General features: G+C 65.5%; 16 protein-coding genes. 10 read left to right on the forward strand and 6 right to left on the reverse strand.

Translation table 11 applies throughout. The features are described from left to right. Positions 1–14: 14 nt before the first annotated feature. Positions 15–1010: a rhamnose ABC transporter substrate-binding protein gene (gene rhaS / locus RVY76_RS15535; protein ID WP_317376805.1), complete on the reverse strand. Its 996-nt coding sequence runs from the start codon at positions 1008–1010 to the stop codon at positions 15–17. A 27-nt stretch (positions 1011–1037) separates the two neighbouring features. Then, on the reverse strand, positions 1038–1841 hold the full coding sequence (locus RVY76_RS15540; RefSeq protein ID WP_317376806.1) for a DeoR/GlpR family DNA-binding transcription regulator: 804 nt from the start codon (positions 1839–1841) through the stop codon (positions 1038–1040). 179 nt (positions 1842–2020) lie between these two features. Here RVY76_RS15540 and RVY76_RS15545 point away from each other — a divergent pair, with 179 nt between their 5' ends. Both RVY76_RS15545 and rhaI read left to right on the forward strand, forming a co-directional pair. Next, entirely contained in the window at positions 2021–4123 is a 2103-nt protein-coding gene (locus RVY76_RS15545) for a bifunctional rhamnulose-1-phosphate aldolase/short-chain dehydrogenase (RefSeq protein ID WP_317376807.1), read from the forward strand. A gap of 35 nt (positions 4124–4158) precedes the next feature. Then, the gene (gene rhaI / locus RVY76_RS15550; RefSeq protein WP_317376808.1) at positions 4159–5433 is read left to right on the forward strand and encodes an L-rhamnose catabolism isomerase; all 1275 of its coding nucleotides are present in this window, start codon (positions 4159–4161) and stop codon (positions 5431–5433) included. A gap of 16 nt (positions 5434–5449) precedes the next feature. Here rhaI and RVY76_RS15555 read toward each other — a convergent pair whose 3' ends face one another. Beyond that, positions 5450–6352, reverse strand: a complete 903-nt coding sequence (locus RVY76_RS15555; RefSeq protein WP_317376809.1) for a LysR family transcriptional regulator — start codon at positions 6350–6352, stop codon at positions 5450–5452. Between the two features lie 113 nt (positions 6353–6465). Here RVY76_RS15555 and RVY76_RS15560 point away from each other — a divergent pair, with 113 nt between their 5' ends. The 4 genes from RVY76_RS15560 (at position 6466) to RVY76_RS15575 (ending at position 9403) form a co-directional block, all read left to right on the forward strand. Next, positions 6466–7398, forward strand: coding sequence for a ring-cleaving dioxygenase (locus tag RVY76_RS15560; protein ID WP_317376810.1), 933 nt, complete (start codon positions 6466–6468; stop codon positions 7396–7398). A gap of 11 nt (positions 7399–7409) precedes the next feature. Beyond that, the gene (locus RVY76_RS15565; RefSeq protein WP_317376811.1) at positions 7410–8021 is read left to right on the forward strand and encodes an alpha/beta hydrolase; all 612 of its coding nucleotides are present in this window, start codon (positions 7410–7412) and stop codon (positions 8019–8021) included. A 64-nt stretch (positions 8022–8085) separates the two neighbouring features. Next, complete coding sequence (locus tag RVY76_RS15570; RefSeq protein WP_317376812.1) at positions 8086–8385, forward strand: GNAT family N-acetyltransferase; 300 nt, start codon at positions 8086–8088, stop codon at positions 8383–8385. A 55-nt stretch (positions 8386–8440) separates the two neighbouring features. Further along, a complete protein-coding gene (locus RVY76_RS15575; RefSeq protein ID WP_317376813.1) occupies positions 8441–9403 on the forward strand; it encodes a pirin family protein in 963 nt (320 codons plus the stop codon). A 10-nt stretch (positions 9404–9413) separates the two neighbouring features. On the opposite strand, the gene RVY76_RS15580 is transcribed toward RVY76_RS15575, so the two are convergent. Next, entirely contained in the window at positions 9414–10637 is a 1224-nt protein-coding gene (locus RVY76_RS15580; protein ID WP_317376814.1) for an AGE family epimerase/isomerase, read from the reverse strand. A gap of 24 nt (positions 10638–10661) precedes the next feature. Beyond that, positions 10662–10889, reverse strand: a complete 228-nt coding sequence (locus RVY76_RS15585) for a hypothetical protein (RefSeq protein WP_317376815.1) — start codon at positions 10887–10889, stop codon at positions 10662–10664. 145 nt (positions 10890–11034) lie between these two features. Here RVY76_RS15585 and RVY76_RS15590 point away from each other — a divergent pair, with 145 nt between their 5' ends. Together RVY76_RS15590 and RVY76_RS15595 are read left to right on the forward strand one after the other, a co-directional pair. Further along, complete coding sequence (locus RVY76_RS15590) at positions 11035–11802, forward strand: SDR family oxidoreductase (protein ID WP_317376816.1); 768 nt, start codon at positions 11035–11037, stop codon at positions 11800–11802. A gap of 41 nt (positions 11803–11843) precedes the next feature. Next, on the forward strand, positions 11844–12731 hold the full coding sequence (locus RVY76_RS15595; RefSeq protein WP_317376817.1) for an NAD(P)-dependent oxidoreductase: 888 nt from the start codon (positions 11844–11846) through the stop codon (positions 12729–12731). Positions 12732–12765: 34 nt separating this feature from the next. Here the strand turns inward: RVY76_RS15595 and RVY76_RS15600 are convergent, their stop codons facing one another. Further along, complete coding sequence (locus RVY76_RS15600) at positions 12766–13227, reverse strand: Lrp/AsnC family transcriptional regulator (protein ID WP_317376818.1); 462 nt, start codon at positions 13225–13227, stop codon at positions 12766–12768. 158 nt (positions 13228–13385) lie between these two features. Here RVY76_RS15600 and RVY76_RS15605 point away from each other — a divergent pair, with 158 nt between their 5' ends. Next, on the forward strand, positions 13386–14405 hold the full coding sequence (locus RVY76_RS15605) for a 1-aminocyclopropane-1-carboxylate deaminase (RefSeq protein WP_317376819.1): 1020 nt from the start codon (positions 13386–13388) through the stop codon (positions 14403–14405). 54 nt (positions 14406–14459) lie between these two features. Continuing rightward, complete coding sequence (mdeB, locus tag RVY76_RS15610; RefSeq protein WP_317376820.1) at positions 14460–17126, forward strand: alpha-ketoglutarate dehydrogenase; 2667 nt, start codon at positions 14460–14462, stop codon at positions 17124–17126. The last annotated feature ends 9 nt before the right edge of the window (positions 17127–17135 follow it).

A 17135-nucleotide genomic window follows, 5' to 3' on the forward strand; every position in this document is an offset into this window, starting at 1 on the left:
CGGTCGGGACGGGATCAGAAGACGTCCTTGAACTCGTCGATGTTCGAGGCGTCGTAGGTGAAGGGTTCGGACATCGCTGCCTCGTTCTTGTCGTCGAGGGTGGCGGTGCCCATGCGGCCCATGCCGATCTCGGCCCCGGGCTCGGCCGTGGCCTCGCCGGTGGCGAGGTTGTAGGCCAGCATCGTGGTGGCGTAGCCCAGATCGACCGGGTTCCAGATCGCGAAGGATTCCGACGCGCCGGATTCGATGGCACCGGCCATTTCCGAAGGCAGCCCGAGGCCCGTGACGTTCACCTCGCCTACCTTGCCCGCGTCCTGCACGGCCTGTGCGGCGGCGACGATGCCGACGGAGGTCGGCGCGATAATCGCGTCGAGGTCGGGATAGCTCTGCAGTAGGCCCTGCGTTTCGCGGTAGGACTTGTCGGCGAGGTCGTCGCCATAGACCGTCGCGACGAGTTCGATGTCGGGATACTGATCCATGTTGGATTCCATCTCGGCGATCCAGGTGTTCTGGTTCGTCGAGGTGGAGGTTGCGGAGAGCACCGCGACCTGCCCGCCATCGGGCAGGTGATCTGCGGCGAGCTTGATGATGGTCTGGCCGATCAGCTCGTCCGACGAGGGGGCGAGGTGCATCTCGCGGCCCTCGGGTGCGACGCCTGAATCCCACGAGATCACGGTGATGCCGCGCTGCATCGCGCGCTGGAGCGCCGGGACCAGAGCGTCGGGGTCGTTGGCGGAGATCGCGATGGCATCGACGCGCTGCGCGATCAGACTGTTGATGACCTCGATCTGGCCCTCGGCCGTGGTGGTGGTGGGGCCGGTATAGATGATCTCGGCATTGCCAAGTTCCTCGGCCGCTTCCTCAGCGCCGCGGGCCGCGGCCTCGAAGAAGCCGTTGCCGAGCGATTTCGCCACAAGCGCGATGCGGACATTGTCCTGCGCCATGGCGGTGCTGCCCATGAGTCCCGCGATGAGGCCGGTGGCGATGGCGATCCGTCTGGTGATGGTCATGTGGTTTCCTCCCATGATTTTGTGCGGTTACCCCGTGTTCCGCGCCTCCTCCGCGCGGCCGGGGGTGGCGATTGTCAGCGCGACGCCAGCGGCCTCGATCATCCGCGCGTCGGCATCGGCGATGCCGTCATCGGTCACGATCCTGTCGATCCGCTCGAGCGGGCAGAGCACCAGCGCCGAGCGCTTGCGGAACTTCGAGGAATCGACCAGCAGAACGACCTCCTCGGCCTGGCCGAGGAGCTTGGTCTCGGACTGCACGACGAGGGGGTCGGCTTCCATGATCCCGAGGCGCGAGATGCCGTGCGCGCCCAGGAACATGCGCCGTGCCGCGAAATTCCGGCTTACGTCGTTGTCGAAGGGCGAAAGCACGATGTTCTGCTCGCGGTAGATCGTGCCGCCGGTAAGCATGACCGTGTTGCGCGACTGCTTGAGCAGATGCTCGGCGATCGGGAAGCTGTTCGTCAGGATCAGGCAGCGGCGATTGGCGAGCGGGTGGACCATCTGGAACGTGGTCGTGCCGCCGTTGATGATGATTGCGTCCCCATCCTCGCAGAGGTCGGCGGCGGCATGGGCGATGGCGCGCTTCTGCGCCACGTGGCGGGTCGCGTTCATCTCGAAGGTGCGGCCCGAAAGGCCCACGAATTGCGGCGGTGCGAGGCTCTCGACACCGCCCCGCACGCGGCGGACTTTTTTCTGCATGTGGAGCGTGGCGATGTCGCGGCGGACCGTCGCCTCCGACGCGTCGGTCATCTCGACGAGTTCGGCGACTGTCAGGACCGGCCGCGCCTCGACGGCGGACAGGATCAGCCTGTGGCGTTCGCTCTCGATCATTCCGCGTCCTCCCCGTGGGCGACCTTCGCGCGGCATCTCCACGCTTGTCAATCACGAATGATCGCCAACGATCATGCTGCGACGCAGTATGACCGAAATTGAGCGTTTGTGATTGACGGGTCGAGGCGCAGCGGACAGGATGCGCGCGACGGAAATTCGGATGCGGGAGGATCCAGACCATGTCCAAGGGTGCCGAAGGCGGCTCGATCGCGAACGGGTGGGATGCCGCGACCGCGGCGGGAATGAGCGAGCCGGAGAAGCTGCTCTATCGCTCCAACCTGCTCGGATCGGACAAGCGCGTGACCAATTACGGGGGCGGGAACACGTCCGCGAAGGTCATGCAGCCCGACCCGCTGACCGGCGAGGATGTCGAGGTTCTGTGGGTCAAGGGGTCGGGCGGCGATATCGGTTCGATGGCCATGGACGGGTTCGCGACCCTCTACATGGAGAAGCTCCGCGCGTTGAAGGACAAGTATCGCGGCGTCGCGTACGAGGACGAAATGGTCGGCTACCTGCCGCATTGCACGTTCGACCTGAATCCGCGCGCATCCTCGATCGACACGCCGCTCCATGCCTATGTGCCCAAGAAGCACGTCGATCATGTCCATCCCGACGCCGTCATCGCCATCGCCGCCGCCGAGAATTCCGAGGAGCTGACGCGCAGGATCTATGGCGACGAGATCGGCTGGCTTCCCTGGAAGCGGCCGGGCTACGAGCTGGGGTTGTGGCTCGAGACGTTCTGCCGCGAGAACCCGGAGGCCAAGGGTGTCGTGCTGGAGAGCCACGGGCTCTTCACCTGGGCCGACGACGCGGAGGAATGCTACGCGCTGACGCTCAAGATTATCAACCGCGCGATCGAGTGGTTCGGGGAGGAGACAAAGGATGTCGCGGCCTTCGGGGGAGAGGCGCATCAGGCGCTGCCCCCAGAGGAACGCCGCCGCGTCGCCGCCCGGCTCATGCCCGCGATCCGGGGCATGATCTCGGGCGAGAGCCACAAGGTCGGTCATTTCGACGATTGCGACGCCGTGCTTCAATTCGCGGGCGCGCGCGACATGGCGCGGCTTGCCGCCCTCGGGACGTCCTGCCCCGATCATTTCCTGCGCACCAAGATCCGGCCCCTGGTCGTGGAGTTCGACCCGTCGAGCCCCGATCTCGATGCCACGCTCGAGAGGTTGCGGGGCATGGTCGAGGAATACCGCGCCGAGTACGCGGCCTATTACGAACGCTGCAAGCACGACGACAGTCCGGTCATGCGCGATCCGAACGCGGTCGTCTATCTGGTGCCGGGCGTCGGCATGATCACCTTCGCCAAGGACAAGGCGACGGCGCGGATCTCGGGCGAGTTCTACGTCAACGCGATCAACGTGATGCGCAATGCGGATGCGGTCAGCACCTATACCGGCCTGCCGGAGCAGGAGGCATTCGACATCGAGTACTGGCTTCTCGAGGAGGCCAAGCTGCAGCGCATGCCGAAGCCGAAATCGCTGGCCGGGCGGGTCGCGATCGTCACGGGCGGCGCGGGCGGCATCGGGGCGGCCACGGCGCTCAGATATCTATCGCAAGGGGCCTGCGTGATGCTTGCCGATATCGACGCCGAGGCGCTCGCCTCCACACGCGGGGCGATGGCCGGTGCCTATGGCGCGGACGTCGTCCGCACAGTCGAGATGGACGTGACATCGGAAGACGCGGTCGCGGCGGCCTATGCCGAGATCGCAGTCGAGTTCGGCGGCGTCGACATCGTGGTGTCGAATGCCGGCATCGCCTCGTCGGCCAAGGTCGAGGATACGACGCTCGAGCTCTGGAACCGGAACATGTCGATCCTGTCGACGGGGTATTTCCTGGTCTCGCGCGACGCGTTCAAACTTCTCAAGGCGCAGGGAATCGGCGGCTCGATGATCTTCGTCGCCTCGAAGAACGGCCTCGCGGCGAGCCCGGGTGCCGCGGCCTACTGCACCGCCAAGGCGTCCGAGATCCACCTCGCGCGGTGCCTCGCGCTCGAAGGGGCCCCTGAAGGCATCCGGGTCAACGTGGTCAATCCCGACGCGGTGCTGTCGGGCTCCAAGATCTGGTCGGGGGAATGGCTCGAACAGCGGGCCTCGACCTACGGGACCGACAAGGAGGGGCTGCAACAGATGTACCGCGAGCGCTCGCTCCTGAAGCGCGACGTGCTGCCCGAGGACATCGCCGCCGCCTGCTATTTCTTCGCCAGCGACGAAAGCGCCAAATCGACGGGCAACATCGTCAATGTGGATGCCGGCAACGTGCAATCCTTCACGCGCTGAGAGGCGCGCGAACGAACGACCCGAGGGAGGACACCATGATCGACGACAGCCATATCGCCGCCGCGAACGAGGCGGACGAAGCGCGGCTCAGGGCCGAATACGACGCGCTGGGAGAGCAGCTCGACCGGCGCGGCATCGACATCGCCACGGTGACGGAGAAGGTCGCGGCCTACGGTATCGCGGTGCCGTCATGGGGCGTGGGTACGGGCGGAACGCGCTTCGCCCGCTTCCCCGGCGCGGGAGAGCCCGCGACGATCTTCGACAAGCTCGACGATTGCGGCGTGATCCACAGACTCGCGGGGGCGACGCCGCGGGTATCGCTGCACATCCCGTGGGACGATGCGGACCCGGCGGATCTGAGGGCCAAGGCCAAGGAGCACGGCCTGGGTTTCGACGCGATGAACTCCAACACCTTCTCGGATGCCGAGGGTCAGGCGCACAGCTACAAGTTCGGATCGCTGTCGCATACCAAGAAACCGGTGCGCGACCAGGCGATCGAGCACAACCTGCATTGCATCGAGCTAGGGCGGAAGATCGGGTCGAAGGCGCTGACGATCTGGGTGGGCGACGGATCGAACTTTCCCGGTCAGGTCGACATGACCCGGCAGTTCGAGCGCTATCTCGACTCGGCCCGCGCGATCTATGGCGCGCTGCCCGAGGATTGGCGGCTCTTCACCGAGCACAAGATCTTCGAGCCGGCCTTCTATTCGACCGTGGTGCAGGATTGGGGCACGAATTACCTGATCGCCAAGGAGCTGGGGGATCGGGCCTTCTGCCTCGTCGACCTGGGACACCACGCGCCGACGGTCAATATCGAGATGATCGTGGCGCGGCTGATCCAGTTCGGCAAGCTCGGCGGGTTCCACTTCAACGACAGCAAGTACGGCGACGACGATCTCGATGCGGCGGCGATCGACCCCTACCGGCTGTTCCTCGTCTTCAACGAGCTGGTGAACGCGGCGGACAGGCCGGGCTTCGATCCGTCGCACATGCTCGACCAGAGCCACAACGTGACGGACCCGATCGAGAGCCTGATGAACTCGGCGATGGAGGTGCAGCGCGCCTATGCGCAGGCGCTGATAGTCGATCGTGCCGCGTTGTCGGGTTATCAGGAAGAAAACGACGCGATGATGGCGTCGGAGACGCTAAAGCGTGCCTTCCGGACCGACGTGACGCCGATCCTCGAGATGGCGCGACTGGAAAAGGGCGCGGCGATCGATCCGATCGCGACCTATCGTGCGTCGGGCTATCGCGCCTCGGTGGCCGAAAGCCGTCCAGCCTCGAAATCGGGCGGCGGCGGGATCGTCTGACCCCGTCGCTTGCCGCTCATGCGAAGTCGAAGCCGTCGAGATCGCGGAGGAAGGCCTCGAAGAAGTCGGTGAAGGTCGCGACCAGCGGCGGCAGCGTCTCATAGGGCGGATAATGCACCGCGAGCCAGAGCGGCGACGCCGTCCAGTCGGGCAGCACCGGCTCGAGCGCCCCGGTCGCGAGATCCGGCGCCGTGATGAAATCCGGTAGCAGCGCGAGGCCCGTGCCCGACACTGCTAGGGCGGAGAGGACATCGCCATTGTTGCAGACGATCGCGGTTCCGGCCGTCACGTCACGCTTCAGAGCGCCTTGCCGGAAGCGCCATGTTTCGGGGCCGTGGCCGTAGGACATGCAGAGCGCGGGGTCGAGATCGTCGGGTGCGGTCGGACGGGGTGTCCGGTCGAAGAGCGTCGGCGCCGCGATGACCCGGCGCGGGATCACGCAGATCCTGCGCCAGATCGACGACTTGTCGGTGGGCGGGGCCGAGATGCGGATGGCGAGGTCGATCCCTTCCGACACGATGTCGACCAGCCGGTCGGCCATGTGCAGACGCAGTTCGATCGCGGGATAGGCGTCGCCGAAGGCCCGGGCGAGGCGGGGCATCACGCGCTGTCCGAACGACATCGGCGTGCTGATCGTAAGCGTGCCGCGATCGGGCAGCATGGAGCGTTCGAGCTCGACCGAGATGCGGTCGAACTCCGCTATGACGGGGCCGTACCGCGCGGCGATGAGCGCGCCCGACGAGGTCAACGCCACCTGACGGGATGTGCGCACGAGAAGCTGCTGACCGAGATCGGTTTCGAGGCGCGCGACGATGCGTGTGACCGAGGCGGGCGTCATCCTGAGATTCCGCGCGGCCTGCGCGAAGCTTTTCTGTCTCGCGACCTTGAGGAAGACACGGATCGGTTTGAGGTCCATCATGCGGAATCATTGCATTCATGACAACGGTATATGCAAGATGATTGTCGTTCCGGATCGTGGCGGGCTCACCTATCTTTGACCGCAGGAACATTCCTTGCGATCAGGAGCCGATCATGGACAGGGCAATCAGGGGTCTGCATCACGTCACGTCGATGGCGGCGGATGCTGGCACGAACAACGATTTCTTCACGCGCATCCTCGGGCTGCGGCGGATCAAGAAAACGGTGAATTTCGACGCGCCGGAGGTCTATCACCTCTATTACGGCGACGAGACCGGCACGCCGGGATCGGTGATGACGACATTTCCCTTCGGGCGGATGCCGCGCGGGCGGCGGGGCACGGGTGAGGTCGGCGTGACCGAGTTCGCGATCCCCGAAGGGTCGGCCGCCTACTGGAAGGACCGGCTTGGACAAATGAACGTATCTGGCCTTGCAGAGGAGACGTTCCTCGGCCGGTCGCGGCTGAGCTTTGCCGGTGCCGACGGAGACGATCTGGCGCTGGTCGAGAGTGCGACGCGCGGACGGCGCGGATGGACCGGTGCAGGTGTGCCGGAGGAGGCCGCGATCCTCGGCTTCCACGGCGCGCGGTTGCGGCTGCGCGAGGCGGGGGCGACGGCGGAGCTGTTGCGGTTCATGGGCTACGAAATAGCTGAGCGTAGCGGTGACGTGACCCGCTACGTCATCGAGGGCGGCAACGCGGCCGATACGATAGATATCGAGGAATTGCCGACCGCGCAGGTCGCGGGGCAGGGCGCGGGATCGGTGCATCACATCGCGTTTGCCGTCGAGACGCGGGCCGCGCAGGACGCGGTGCGCGCCGCGTTGCTCGATACGGGATACCAGGTGACACCGGTGATCGACCGCGACTATTTCCACGCGATCTATTTCCGTACGCCGGGGGGTGTCCTTTTCGAGGTGGCGACGAACGAGCCGGGTTTCGACCGGGACGAAGAGGTCGCGCATCTGGGCGAGGCGCTGAAGCTGCCCGAGCGTTACGAGCCGCATCGCGACCGGATCGAGCGGATCCTGCCGCCGCTCGCCGCGTGATGTCGAAAGCGATGTCGGAAGGCAGCTACGCGCATGTCGCGGTAGCCCCCGGTTCCGGCGCGCCGCTGATCTTCGCGTTCCACGGGACCGGCGGCGATGCGGAGCAGATGGTCGGTTTCGCCCGGAGCCTCGTGCCCGGCGCGGGGGTCGTGGCCCCGCGCGGGGATGTGTTCGAAGGCGGTGCCGCCCGGTTCTTTCGCCGTTCGGGAGAGGGCGTCTACGACATGGACGATCTCGCCCGAGCGACGGTGAGGATGGCGGGTTTCGTGGCCGATCATGCGGCGATGCATCCCGGCGCTCCGGTCTGGGGTGTAGGCTATTCCAACGGCGCGAACATCCTCGCATCGGTGGCGATGGCGCGGCCGGACCTTTTCGGGCGGGTGGTCCTTCTCCATCCGCTGATCCCGTGGGACCCGGAGCCGGTGCCGGGGCTTGTTGGTCGCCACGTCCTCGTCACGGCCGGACGAAGGGACCCGATTTGCCCGTGGCCGCTGAGCGAACGGCTGATCGGGTGGTTCGGGGCGCAAGGCGCGCAGATCGCGAGCGAGGTCCACGAGGGGGGTCACGAGATCCGCCCGGTCGAAATCGAGGCGCTGGTGAAATTCTTCGATGCGGGGGCATGACCGGGGCAACGTGACTGGGCAGGCGTCGTCGCGGCGGGTCGGCAACGAAAAAGGGGAAACGAGGATGTCGGACGTGATCATCACTTACGAGGAAACCGGGTCCAGGGGCCGCTATGCCGCGCGGATCGAGGGGCTGGAAGGCGAGGCCGAGATGACGCTGTCGAAGCTGTCGGAGACGCGCGTCATCGTGGATCACACGGGCGTTCCGGACACGATGCGCGGGCGGGGTGTGGCCGCGGCACTGGCCGAGCGGGCCATCGCGGATGCGCGCGCGGCGGGGCGGCGGATCGTGCCGCTTTGCCCGTTTCTGAAAAGCTACGCCCAGCGTCATCGCGTCGAGACTGCGGATATCGTCGAATTGTAGGCGGCGTGTCCGCCGCATGGCTTTGATCACGGGATAGACCTCTGAGGAGATTATCATGAGCTGGAACCCGACCCAGAATCCCGAATGCCCCGAAGCGGGGGCCGATGCGCTCGAGACGCTGATCATCCCGCGGGTCCGCGATATCGGCGGGTTCGAGGTGCGGCGCGCGCTGCCATCGCCCAGGCGGCAGATGGTCGGGCCATTCATCTTCTTCGACCAGATGGGACCGGCCGAGTTCATAACCGAGGGCGGTATCGACGTGCGACCGCATCCGCATATCGGGCTCGGCACGGTCACATATCTCTATCAGGGAGAGTTCGAGCACCGCGACAGCCTGGGCACGCACCAGATGATCTATCCCGGCGAGGTCAACTGGATGATCGCGGGGCGCGGCGTCACCCATTCCGAACGGACGAGCGCCGAGACGCGGTCGCGGCGCAGCAGGCTTTTCGGGATCCAGACCTGGATCGCGCTGCCCGAGGATCGCGAGGAGATGGAGCCCGATTTCGAGCATCACAAGGAGGCCGCGCTGCCGATGATCGAGGAGGCGGGCGCGACCGCACGGCTGATCCTCGGCACGGCCTACGGCGAGCGGAGCCCGGTGACGCTGCCGTCCGAGACCTTCTATCTCGACGTGACACTCGCACCCGGTGCGCGGTTTCCGCTGCCCGACGATCACGAGGATCGCGGCCTTTATATCACCGAAGGATCGGTCGAGGTCGCGGGCGACAGGTTCGAGGCAGGGCGGATGATGGTGTTCCGGCCCGGCGACCGGATCTCGGTCAGGGCGGGTGAGACGGGCGCGCGGCTTATGGCGCTCGGCGGGGCGACGATGAACGAAAGCCGCTACATCTGGTGGAACTTCGTCTCGTCCTCGCGCGATCGGATCGAGACGGCGAAGGAGGCGTGGAAGGCCGCCGATTGGGAGAACGGCCCCTTCCGCCTGCCGCCCGGTGACGAGGACGAGTTCATCCCGATCACCGGAAAGCTGGAACGGGCGCTGCCCTCCAGGCGATGACCGCCCGGGATCAGCCGAGTGCTGCCAAGCCCCGCAGATGGGCCGAGATGCCGGGAACGAGCGGAAAGAGATCGGCCTGCAGCGCGTGATAGAGGTCGGGCTTGCCCGCGAACTGCGTCGATTGGGGGCGGCCCTCGGCGTCGAGTTCGGGGACCCAGCCGCCACGCTCGCCATCGATGAGACGGGCGCGGGCAAAGTCCCAGTCGCGGGCATAGGCCGCATCGTCCTCGGGGCGCGGCGCGACCTTGAGAAGGGCCCCGCGGACGCCGATCGCCTCGGTCACGGGCCACCAGTAGCGGTCCGGGATGTCGACGCGGCCGTTCCGGTCGAGAGTATAGGCATAGCCGCCCGAGGGCTGCAGGGCGTCGGCCTCGGCCCGGTCGACGAGATTGCGCGCCGCGTCGATCGCGGGGCCTTCGGGCCGGCCAGACAGGTCCCAATGCTGAAGCAGCAGACGCGCAAATTCGAAGCTGTGGCCGGGCGTCGTGCCGGACGGTCGGAACATCGGATCGCCGGAATAATCGGGATCGACCCGCCATTCGGTATCGTAATGCTCGGGGATGCGCCAATCGTGTTCGGACGCCATGCGATGCACGAAGAAATCGAGGATCCGGCCCGCCCGGTCGAGCCAGACCCGGTCGCCGGTCGCCTCGAACGTGGCGAGCAATCCCTCGACGCCATGCATGTTGGCGTTCATCCCGCGATATTGCGAGAAGGGCTGCCAGTCGCGGGTGAACTCGTCCTCGAGCCGTCCGACGCTATCGTCCCAGAAGTGCCGCTCGAGAATTTCCGAGATGTCGGCCAAGAGGCGTGGCGCGTCGGGATGGCCGATCTCGGTCGCGCTCGACGCGGCGAGCAGGACGAAGACGTGACCGTAGGCGAGCTTCTCGTCGCGGTGCACGCCGGTCTCGTCGACCGACCAGAAATAGCCGCCATGCTCGGTATCGCGGTGGCGGTTCCACAGAAACGCCATGCCCGCGTCGATCATCCGCTCGGAGGCGGGATGGCCGATCGCATGGCCGAGAGCGTAGGAATGGATCATCCGCGTGGTGTTGTGGAGTTCCTGTCCCGCGCGGGGCAGGGGCGTGCCATCGGTATCGAGCGTGTCGAAACCGCCATCCGCGCGGAGGCTGCCCGCGAAGAAGTCGAGGGCAGCCTCGGCATCGGCCTTGAGAAAGGCACGGTGCCCGGGATCGGCGAGGCGGGTGTTTGCGGAAGCGATGCTGTCGGGCATGATTATCCTGTCGGTTGCGCGGGATCAGGCGTCGGTGAAGGCGATCTGCGTCTTGATCGAGCGTGAGCGGTCGTCGGCAACCTCGAACGTCGAAAGCGCGTCGGCAAGCGAAAAGGTGCGCCTGACGAAGGGCCGGACGTAGATCCAAGTTGTTCTACAAGGGCTGACGCCGGTGAAGGACTTCCCGTGGACGCGGACAGGGCCGTTGAGCGCCAGTTCCTTTGCAGTCGTGGCTTGCACGGGAAGCTGCAAGTCGCCTGCGGGCCTTCCACAAGCCCTTCCGCAGGAGGAAGGGTCGCGCCGGCGGGATTTCCGGTAGCTTATTCGCCATGTCGGGTTAGTGTTTCATGTCGAGACGTCGCAACGCGCCGCAACTCGCGGCGATGCAGGAGGCTTGATGAGCATTTCCCTCTTCGATCTGAGCGGCAGACGTGCCCTCGTCACCGGATCCTCTCAGGGGATCGGGCATGCCATTGCACGAGGATTGGCGGCTGCGGGGGCCGAGATCGTCGTGAACGGCCGCGACGCGGAACGTCTGTCGAAAGCCGCCGGGGAGTTGCGGGAGACGGGGGCGGTCGTGCACGAGCTTGCCTTCGACGTTACCGATCACGAAGGCGTGCGCGTGGCGATCGACCGGTTCGAGGCCGAGACCGGCGCGATCGACATTCTCGTGAACAATGCCGGCAAGCAGCAGCGGGTGCCGCTCGAGGAGTTTCCCGCAGACGGGTTCGACGACCTGATGCAGACCAACATCGCGAGCGTCTTTCACGTGAGCCAGGCCTGCGCGCGGCACATGATCGCCCGCAAGGAAGGCAAGATCGTCAACATCTGCTCGGTTCAGACCGCGCTCGCCCGGCCGGGGACCGCGCCCTACACCGCCACGAAGGGTGCCGTTGCGAACCTCACCAAGGGGATGGCGACGGATTGGGCGAAGCACGGGCTGCAGATCAACGGGCTCGCGCCCGGATATTTCGCGACACCGATGAACAAGGCACTGGTCGAGGATGCGGAATTCACCGCATGGCTCGAGAAGCGAACGCCCGCAGGGCGTTGGGGCGAAGTCGACGAGCTGGTGGGGACGGCGATCTTCCTGTCCTCTAGCGCGTCTTCGTTCGTCAACGGCACGACAATCTTCGTCGATGGCGGAATGACCGCCTGCGTCTGATTTTTGGCGCCAGGCACAATGTTTCAAAAGGATTCTATTTTATGGGTATGAAAATTGCCGTGATCGGCTGCGGAGCCATGGGCGGTGCGATCGCCGCGCGTCTGTGCGAGGCAGGTCAGAACGTGCGCGTCTTCGACCTCGACGAGGGGGCCATGCAGGCGCTGGTTGCGAAGGGCGCGACCGCGACCCGCAACGCGGCCGAGGCGGCGAGCGGTGTCGAATACGTGATCATTTCGCTCAACGGGGCCGAAATCGTCGAGAGGGCGGTCTTTGGGGAGGACGGCGTCGCCTCTGGTGCGGGGGCGAACGTCCTTCTCATCGACATGTCGTCGATTGATCCGGAGGCGACGAAGGCACTGGCGACGCGCGCCGGAGAAGCCGGGCTCAGATGGGTCGACAGCCCGCTTTCGGGCGGTGCGCCCAAGGTCGCGACAGGGGATCTCGCGCTCATGTGCGGTGGGTCCGAGGACGATGTCGACGATGCCGCGAACGTGCTGAGCCATCTGGCCGCCAACATCACCCGGATGGGCGATCACGGCGCGGGGCAGGCCACGAAGCTGATCAACCAGGTGCTGTGCGGGCTGCATTTCATGGCCGCAGCCGAGGCGACGCAGCTTGCGGTCAATGCCGGCGTCGATGCCTCGAAGATCCCGGGCGCGCTCAGGGGCGGACGCGCGGACAGCGCGATACTGCAGGAATACATGCCGCGCTTCGTCGCCAAGGATTACCGCCGCACCGGCCGGATCGACAACATGGTCAAGGATCTCGACGCGGCGCAGGCCCTCGCGCGGCGAACGAACACGTCCATGCCGCTGACCGCGCTCTGCAACGAGATCCACCGCATGCTGACCTCAGCGGGTCTTGGCTGTGAGGATCAGGCCGCGCTCATGGAATATTTCGAGGGGCCGGACCTGACCCGGTTCGACTGAACGGCCGAGATGGTCCGTTCGGCCGGGGCATTCGTCAGAAGGCGAGCGGCGCGTTGTCCTTCACCTGCTTCATGACGAAGAAGGTGCGGGTCTGCCGCACGCCGGGCAAGGCGATCAGGTGCGAGCCGTGGAACTTGTTGAAATCGGCCATGTCGCGGACACGGATCTTGAGCAGGTAGTCGAAATCGCCTGCCACAAGATTGCAGTCGAGCACGATGTCGAGCCGCATGATCGCCTCTTCGAAGGCGGCGAAGCTTTCGGGTGTCGAGCGGTCGAGCACGACGCCCACCATCACCACTGCGCCGAGATCGACTGTGTCGGGTGCCACCACCGCGCGCACGCCCTCGATATGCCCGTCGTCAAAGAGCCGCTGGGTCCTGCGATGGCATGTCGCCGGACTGACGTTCACCCGCTGGGCGAGGTCCGCATTGCTGAGCCGCCCGTCAGATTGCAGATGCCGAAGGATGGCCAGATCGATTCGGTCCAGATCAGGCATGGAAGAAGCTTTCATGGTGCGTGGCCGAGTTTCTCGAAGAAACCGAAATATACTGGATAACCGAAATATCCGAAAGATAACTATCTTAAAATTGATTGGGACATTCCGTCAGACACCATGCTAGTCAATCCTCGATTTCAAGAGATGGAGAACGGCGCATGTCGCTTGTCGAGAAGTTCGAACGCTATCCCCTCACCTTCGGGCCGACGCCGATCGAGCATCTGCCGCGCCTCACCGAGGCGCTCGGCGGCGGTGTCGAGATCTATGCCAAGCGCGAGGATTGCAATTCCGGCCTCGCCATGGGGGGCAACAAGCTCAGGAAACTCGAATATATCGTACCCGATGCGATCGCGTCGGGGGCCGATACGCTCGTCTCCATTGGTGGCGTGCAGTCGAACCACACGCGGATGGTCGCGGCCACTGCCGCAAAGCTCGGGATGAAATGCGTCGTGATCCAGGAATCCTGGGTGCCGCATCACGATGCCGTCTACGACCGGGTCGGCAACATCCTGATGACCCGCCTCATGGGCGCGGATTCGCGGCTGGTGGATGAAGGGTTCGATATCGGCATCCGCGAGAGCTGGGAGAATGCGATCCGCTCGGTGGAGGAGGCGGGCGGCAAGCCCTATCCGATTCCCGCCGGGGCATCGGTCCACAAATACGGGGCCCTTGGCTATGTCGGCTTCGCCGAGGAAGTCGCGGCGCAGGAGCGCGAACTGGGCTTCACATTCGATTACATCGTCGTCTGTGTCGTCACCGGATCGACGCAAGGGGGCATGATCGTGGGGTTTGCCGCGCAGGATCGCGCGGATCGTGTCATCGGTATCGACGCATCGGGAACGCCCGACCAGACCCGCGCACAGGTGCGTGGCATCGTCGACAAGACAGCGGATCTCGTGGGGCTGGGCCGTTCCGTGCGTGAAGACGAGATCGTCATCAATCCGGACTACGCCTATCCCGCCTACGGCGTGCCGTCGGAAGAGACGAACGAAGCGATCCGGCTCGCCGCGAGGACCGAGGCGATGATGACCGACCCGGTCTACGAGGGGAAGTCGATGCAAGGGATGATCGACCTCACGAAGAAGGGGTTCTTCCCCGAAGGATCGAAAGTCCTCTATGCCCATCTCGGTGGCGCTCCGGCGCTGAACGGGTATTCCTATCACTACAAGGACGGCTGAGGCGGCACCTGCGGGACGGGCGGTCGCGCCCGTCCGAGGCCCGGGAGAGAGATCATGAAAGCCACCGCCCCCCTACCCGATATCGACAAGGTCGAGACGCGCGACTGGATCGACGCGCTGCGCGACGTCAAGCTGCATGACGGGGTGGAGCGCGCGCGCTTCATCCTGCGCAAGCTCGAGGAGACAGCGCGAGTCGAAGGTCTGACGGTAGGCGAGCGTCCTTTCTCGGCCTATCGCAACACGATCCCGCCCGAGGCACAGGGGGAATATCCCGGCGACCTCGAGATCGAGACGCGCCTGACCGCGATCATGCGCTGGAACGCGCTCGCCATCGTGGCCCGCGCCAATGCGGCCTACGGGGGGCTCGGAGGCCATATCGCGAGCTATGCCTCGGCCGCAGAGATCTTCGAAACGGGGTTCAATCACTTCTTCCGCGCGGCAAACGGGGATTTCGGCGGCGATCTGGTCTATTACCAGCCGCATTCCTCACCCGGGATCTATGCGCGCGCCTATCTCGAAGGGCGGCTCGACCTCGAGCAGCTGCAGAACTACCGTCAGGAGGTCGCGGGGAACGGGCTCTGCTCCTATCCGCATCCGTGGCTCATGCCGGATTTCTGGCAGTTTCCGACGGGATCCATGGGGATCGGGCCGCTCAACGCGGTCTATCAGGCGCGCTACATGCGCTATCTCGAGGCGCGTGGCCTTGCCCGGACATCCGACCGCCATGTTTGGGGCGTGTTCGGCGACGGCGAGATGGACGAGCCGGAATCGATCTCGGGCCTGACGCTCGCCGCGCGCGAGGGGCTCGACAACCTGACCTTCATCATCAATTGCAACCTGCAGCGGCTAGACGGGCCGGTCAGGGGCAACGGCCAGATCATTCAGGAGTTGGAAAGCCTCTTCATCGGAGCGGGCTGGAACGTGATCAAGGTGCTGTGGGGGTCGGAATGGGACGACCTCTTCGCGCGCGACACGGATCATGTACTGCTCCGCCGTTTTTCCGAGACTGTGGACGGACAATACCAGAATCTCGGCGCGAAGGACGGTGACTACAACCGCGAAAAGTTCTTCAACGCCGATCCCGCCAGTGCCGCACTCGTCCGCGACATGAGCGAGGACCAGATCCACAAGCTCAAGCGCGGCGGTCACGATCTGCGCAAGCTTCATGCGGCCTTCGCGGCGGCGAAGGCCCATGAGGGACGGCCGACGGTGATCCTTGCCAAGACGAAGAAAGGCTTCGGCATGGGCGGTGCGGGGGAATCGCGGATGATCGCCCATCAGGCCAAGAAGCTCGACCGCGAGGCTTTGGCGCAGTTCCGCGACCGGTTCGACCTGCCGATCCCTGACGAGGATGTCGAGGCGCTCAACATCGTGAAGCCCGATCCCGACAGCGACGAGATGCGCTATCTCCGCGGACGTCGCGAGGCGCTCGGCGGCGCGTTGCCCGCGCGCAGGCGGAAGGCCCCTGATGAAAGCGTCGCGAAATTGCCGGAGCGGCGGGCCTATGCGGGGTTCGCGCTCGACGGGACGGATCGCGAGATCTCGACCACGATGGCGGCCGTGCGTCTGCTGAGCGGTTTGCTGAAGGACAAGGGCTTCGGCCAGCGTGTCGTGCCCATCGTCGCGGACGAGGCGCGGACCTTCGGCATGGACAACATGTTCCGCCAGATCGGTATCTACGCGCCCGAAGGCCAGCTATATGAGCCCGAGGATGCGGGCTCCATGCTTTATTACAAGGAAGCCGCGACCGGACAGCTTCTGGAAGAGGGGATCACCGAGGCGGGCGCGCTGTCGTCATGGGCCGCGGCGGCGACATCCTATTCGGTCCACGCGATGCCGATGCTGCCGGTCTACATCTACTACTCGATGTTCGGGTTCCAGCGTGTGGGCGATCTGATCTGGGCCGCCGCAGACCAGCGTGCGCGGGGGTTCCTGCTCGGGGCGACCGCGGGGCGCACGACGCTTTCGGGCGAGGGGCTCCAGCATCAGGACGGGACGAGCCATCTGATCGCCGCGACGATCCCCAATTGCCGCGCCTACGATCCCGCCTTCGCGGGCGAGCTCGCGGTCATCTTCGATCACGGCGCGCGCCGCATGATGGAAGAGCAGGTCGACGAATTCTACTACGTCACTGTGATGAACGAGAACTACCCCCATCCGGCGGTGGCGGAGGGCGACGAGGAGGGCATCCTCAAGGGGCTCTACCGGATCAGTCAGTATGGCGAGGGCGATCTGCGCGTGAACCTTCTCGGGTCGGGGACGATCCTGCGGGAGGTGATCGCGGCGGCGAGGGTCCTCGCGGACGAGTTCGGCATCGCCTCGGACGTCTTCAGCGCGACGAGTTATTCGGAGCTGTCGCGCGATGCCGAGGCGGTCGCGCGGCTCAATCGGCTCGAGCCCGGCGCAGGCCACGTGCCCCATGTCGCGACCTGTCTTAACTCGGACGGTCCGGTCATCGCCGCAACGGATTACGTGCGTGCCGTTTCGCAGATGATCGCGCCGCATGTCAGCCAGCGCTTCGTGGCGCTCGGCACCGACGGGTTCGGGCGCAGCGATCAACGCGCACCGTTGCGGGCCTTCTTCGAGGTCGACGCGGCAAGCATCGCTCTCGCCGCGATCGAGGCGCTGGTCGCGGAGGGCCGGATCGACGTGGAGGTGCAGGCGAATGCGGTGCGCCGCTTCAACCTCGACTCCGCGAAGCCCGCTCCCTGGACGGTCTGATCCACGAAG

Origin of the sequence: Palleronia sp. LCG004 (assembly GCF_032931615.1) — a bacterium.
Lineage (GTDB): Bacteria > Pseudomonadota > Alphaproteobacteria > Rhodobacterales > Rhodobacteraceae > Palleronia.

What these genes read in the sequence shown, in the direction of transcription:
- rhaS (WP_317376805.1), bottom strand. Translation starts at nt 1,010, where the DNA reads ATGACCATCACCAGACGGATCGCCATCGCCACCGGCCTCATCGCGGGA.
- RVY76_RS15540 (WP_317376806.1), bottom strand. Translation starts at nt 1,841, where the DNA reads ATGATCGAGAGCGAACGCCACAGGCTGATCCTGTCCGCCGTCGAGGCG.
- RVY76_RS15545 (WP_317376807.1), top strand. Translation starts at nt 2,021, where the DNA reads ATGTCCAAGGGTGCCGAAGGCGGCTCGATCGCGAACGGGTGGGATGCC.
- rhaI (WP_317376808.1), top strand. Translation starts at nt 4,159, where the DNA reads ATGATCGACGACAGCCATATCGCCGCCGCGAACGAGGCGGACGAAGCG.
- RVY76_RS15555 (WP_317376809.1), bottom strand. Translation starts at nt 6,352, where the DNA reads ATGATGGACCTCAAACCGATCCGTGTCTTCCTCAAGGTCGCGAGACAG.
- RVY76_RS15560 (WP_317376810.1), top strand. Translation starts at nt 6,466, where the DNA reads ATGGACAGGGCAATCAGGGGTCTGCATCACGTCACGTCGATGGCGGCG.
- RVY76_RS15565 (WP_317376811.1), top strand. Translation starts at nt 7,410, where the DNA reads ATGTCGGAAGGCAGCTACGCGCATGTCGCGGTAGCCCCCGGTTCCGGC.
- RVY76_RS15570 (WP_317376812.1), top strand. Translation starts at nt 8,086, where the DNA reads ATGTCGGACGTGATCATCACTTACGAGGAAACCGGGTCCAGGGGCCGC.
- RVY76_RS15575 (WP_317376813.1), top strand. Translation starts at nt 8,441, where the DNA reads ATGAGCTGGAACCCGACCCAGAATCCCGAATGCCCCGAAGCGGGGGCC.
- RVY76_RS15580 (WP_317376814.1), bottom strand. Translation starts at nt 10,637, where the DNA reads ATGCCCGACAGCATCGCTTCCGCAAACACCCGCCTCGCCGATCCCGGG.
- RVY76_RS15590 (WP_317376816.1), top strand. Translation starts at nt 11,035, where the DNA reads ATGAGCATTTCCCTCTTCGATCTGAGCGGCAGACGTGCCCTCGTCACC.
- RVY76_RS15595 (WP_317376817.1), top strand. Translation starts at nt 11,844, where the DNA reads ATGGGTATGAAAATTGCCGTGATCGGCTGCGGAGCCATGGGCGGTGCG.
- RVY76_RS15600 (WP_317376818.1), bottom strand. Translation starts at nt 13,227, where the DNA reads ATGCCTGATCTGGACCGAATCGATCTGGCCATCCTTCGGCATCTGCAA.
- RVY76_RS15605 (WP_317376819.1), top strand. Translation starts at nt 13,386, where the DNA reads ATGTCGCTTGTCGAGAAGTTCGAACGCTATCCCCTCACCTTCGGGCCG.
- mdeB (WP_317376820.1), top strand. Translation starts at nt 14,460, where the DNA reads ATGAAAGCCACCGCCCCCCTACCCGATATCGACAAGGTCGAGACGCGC.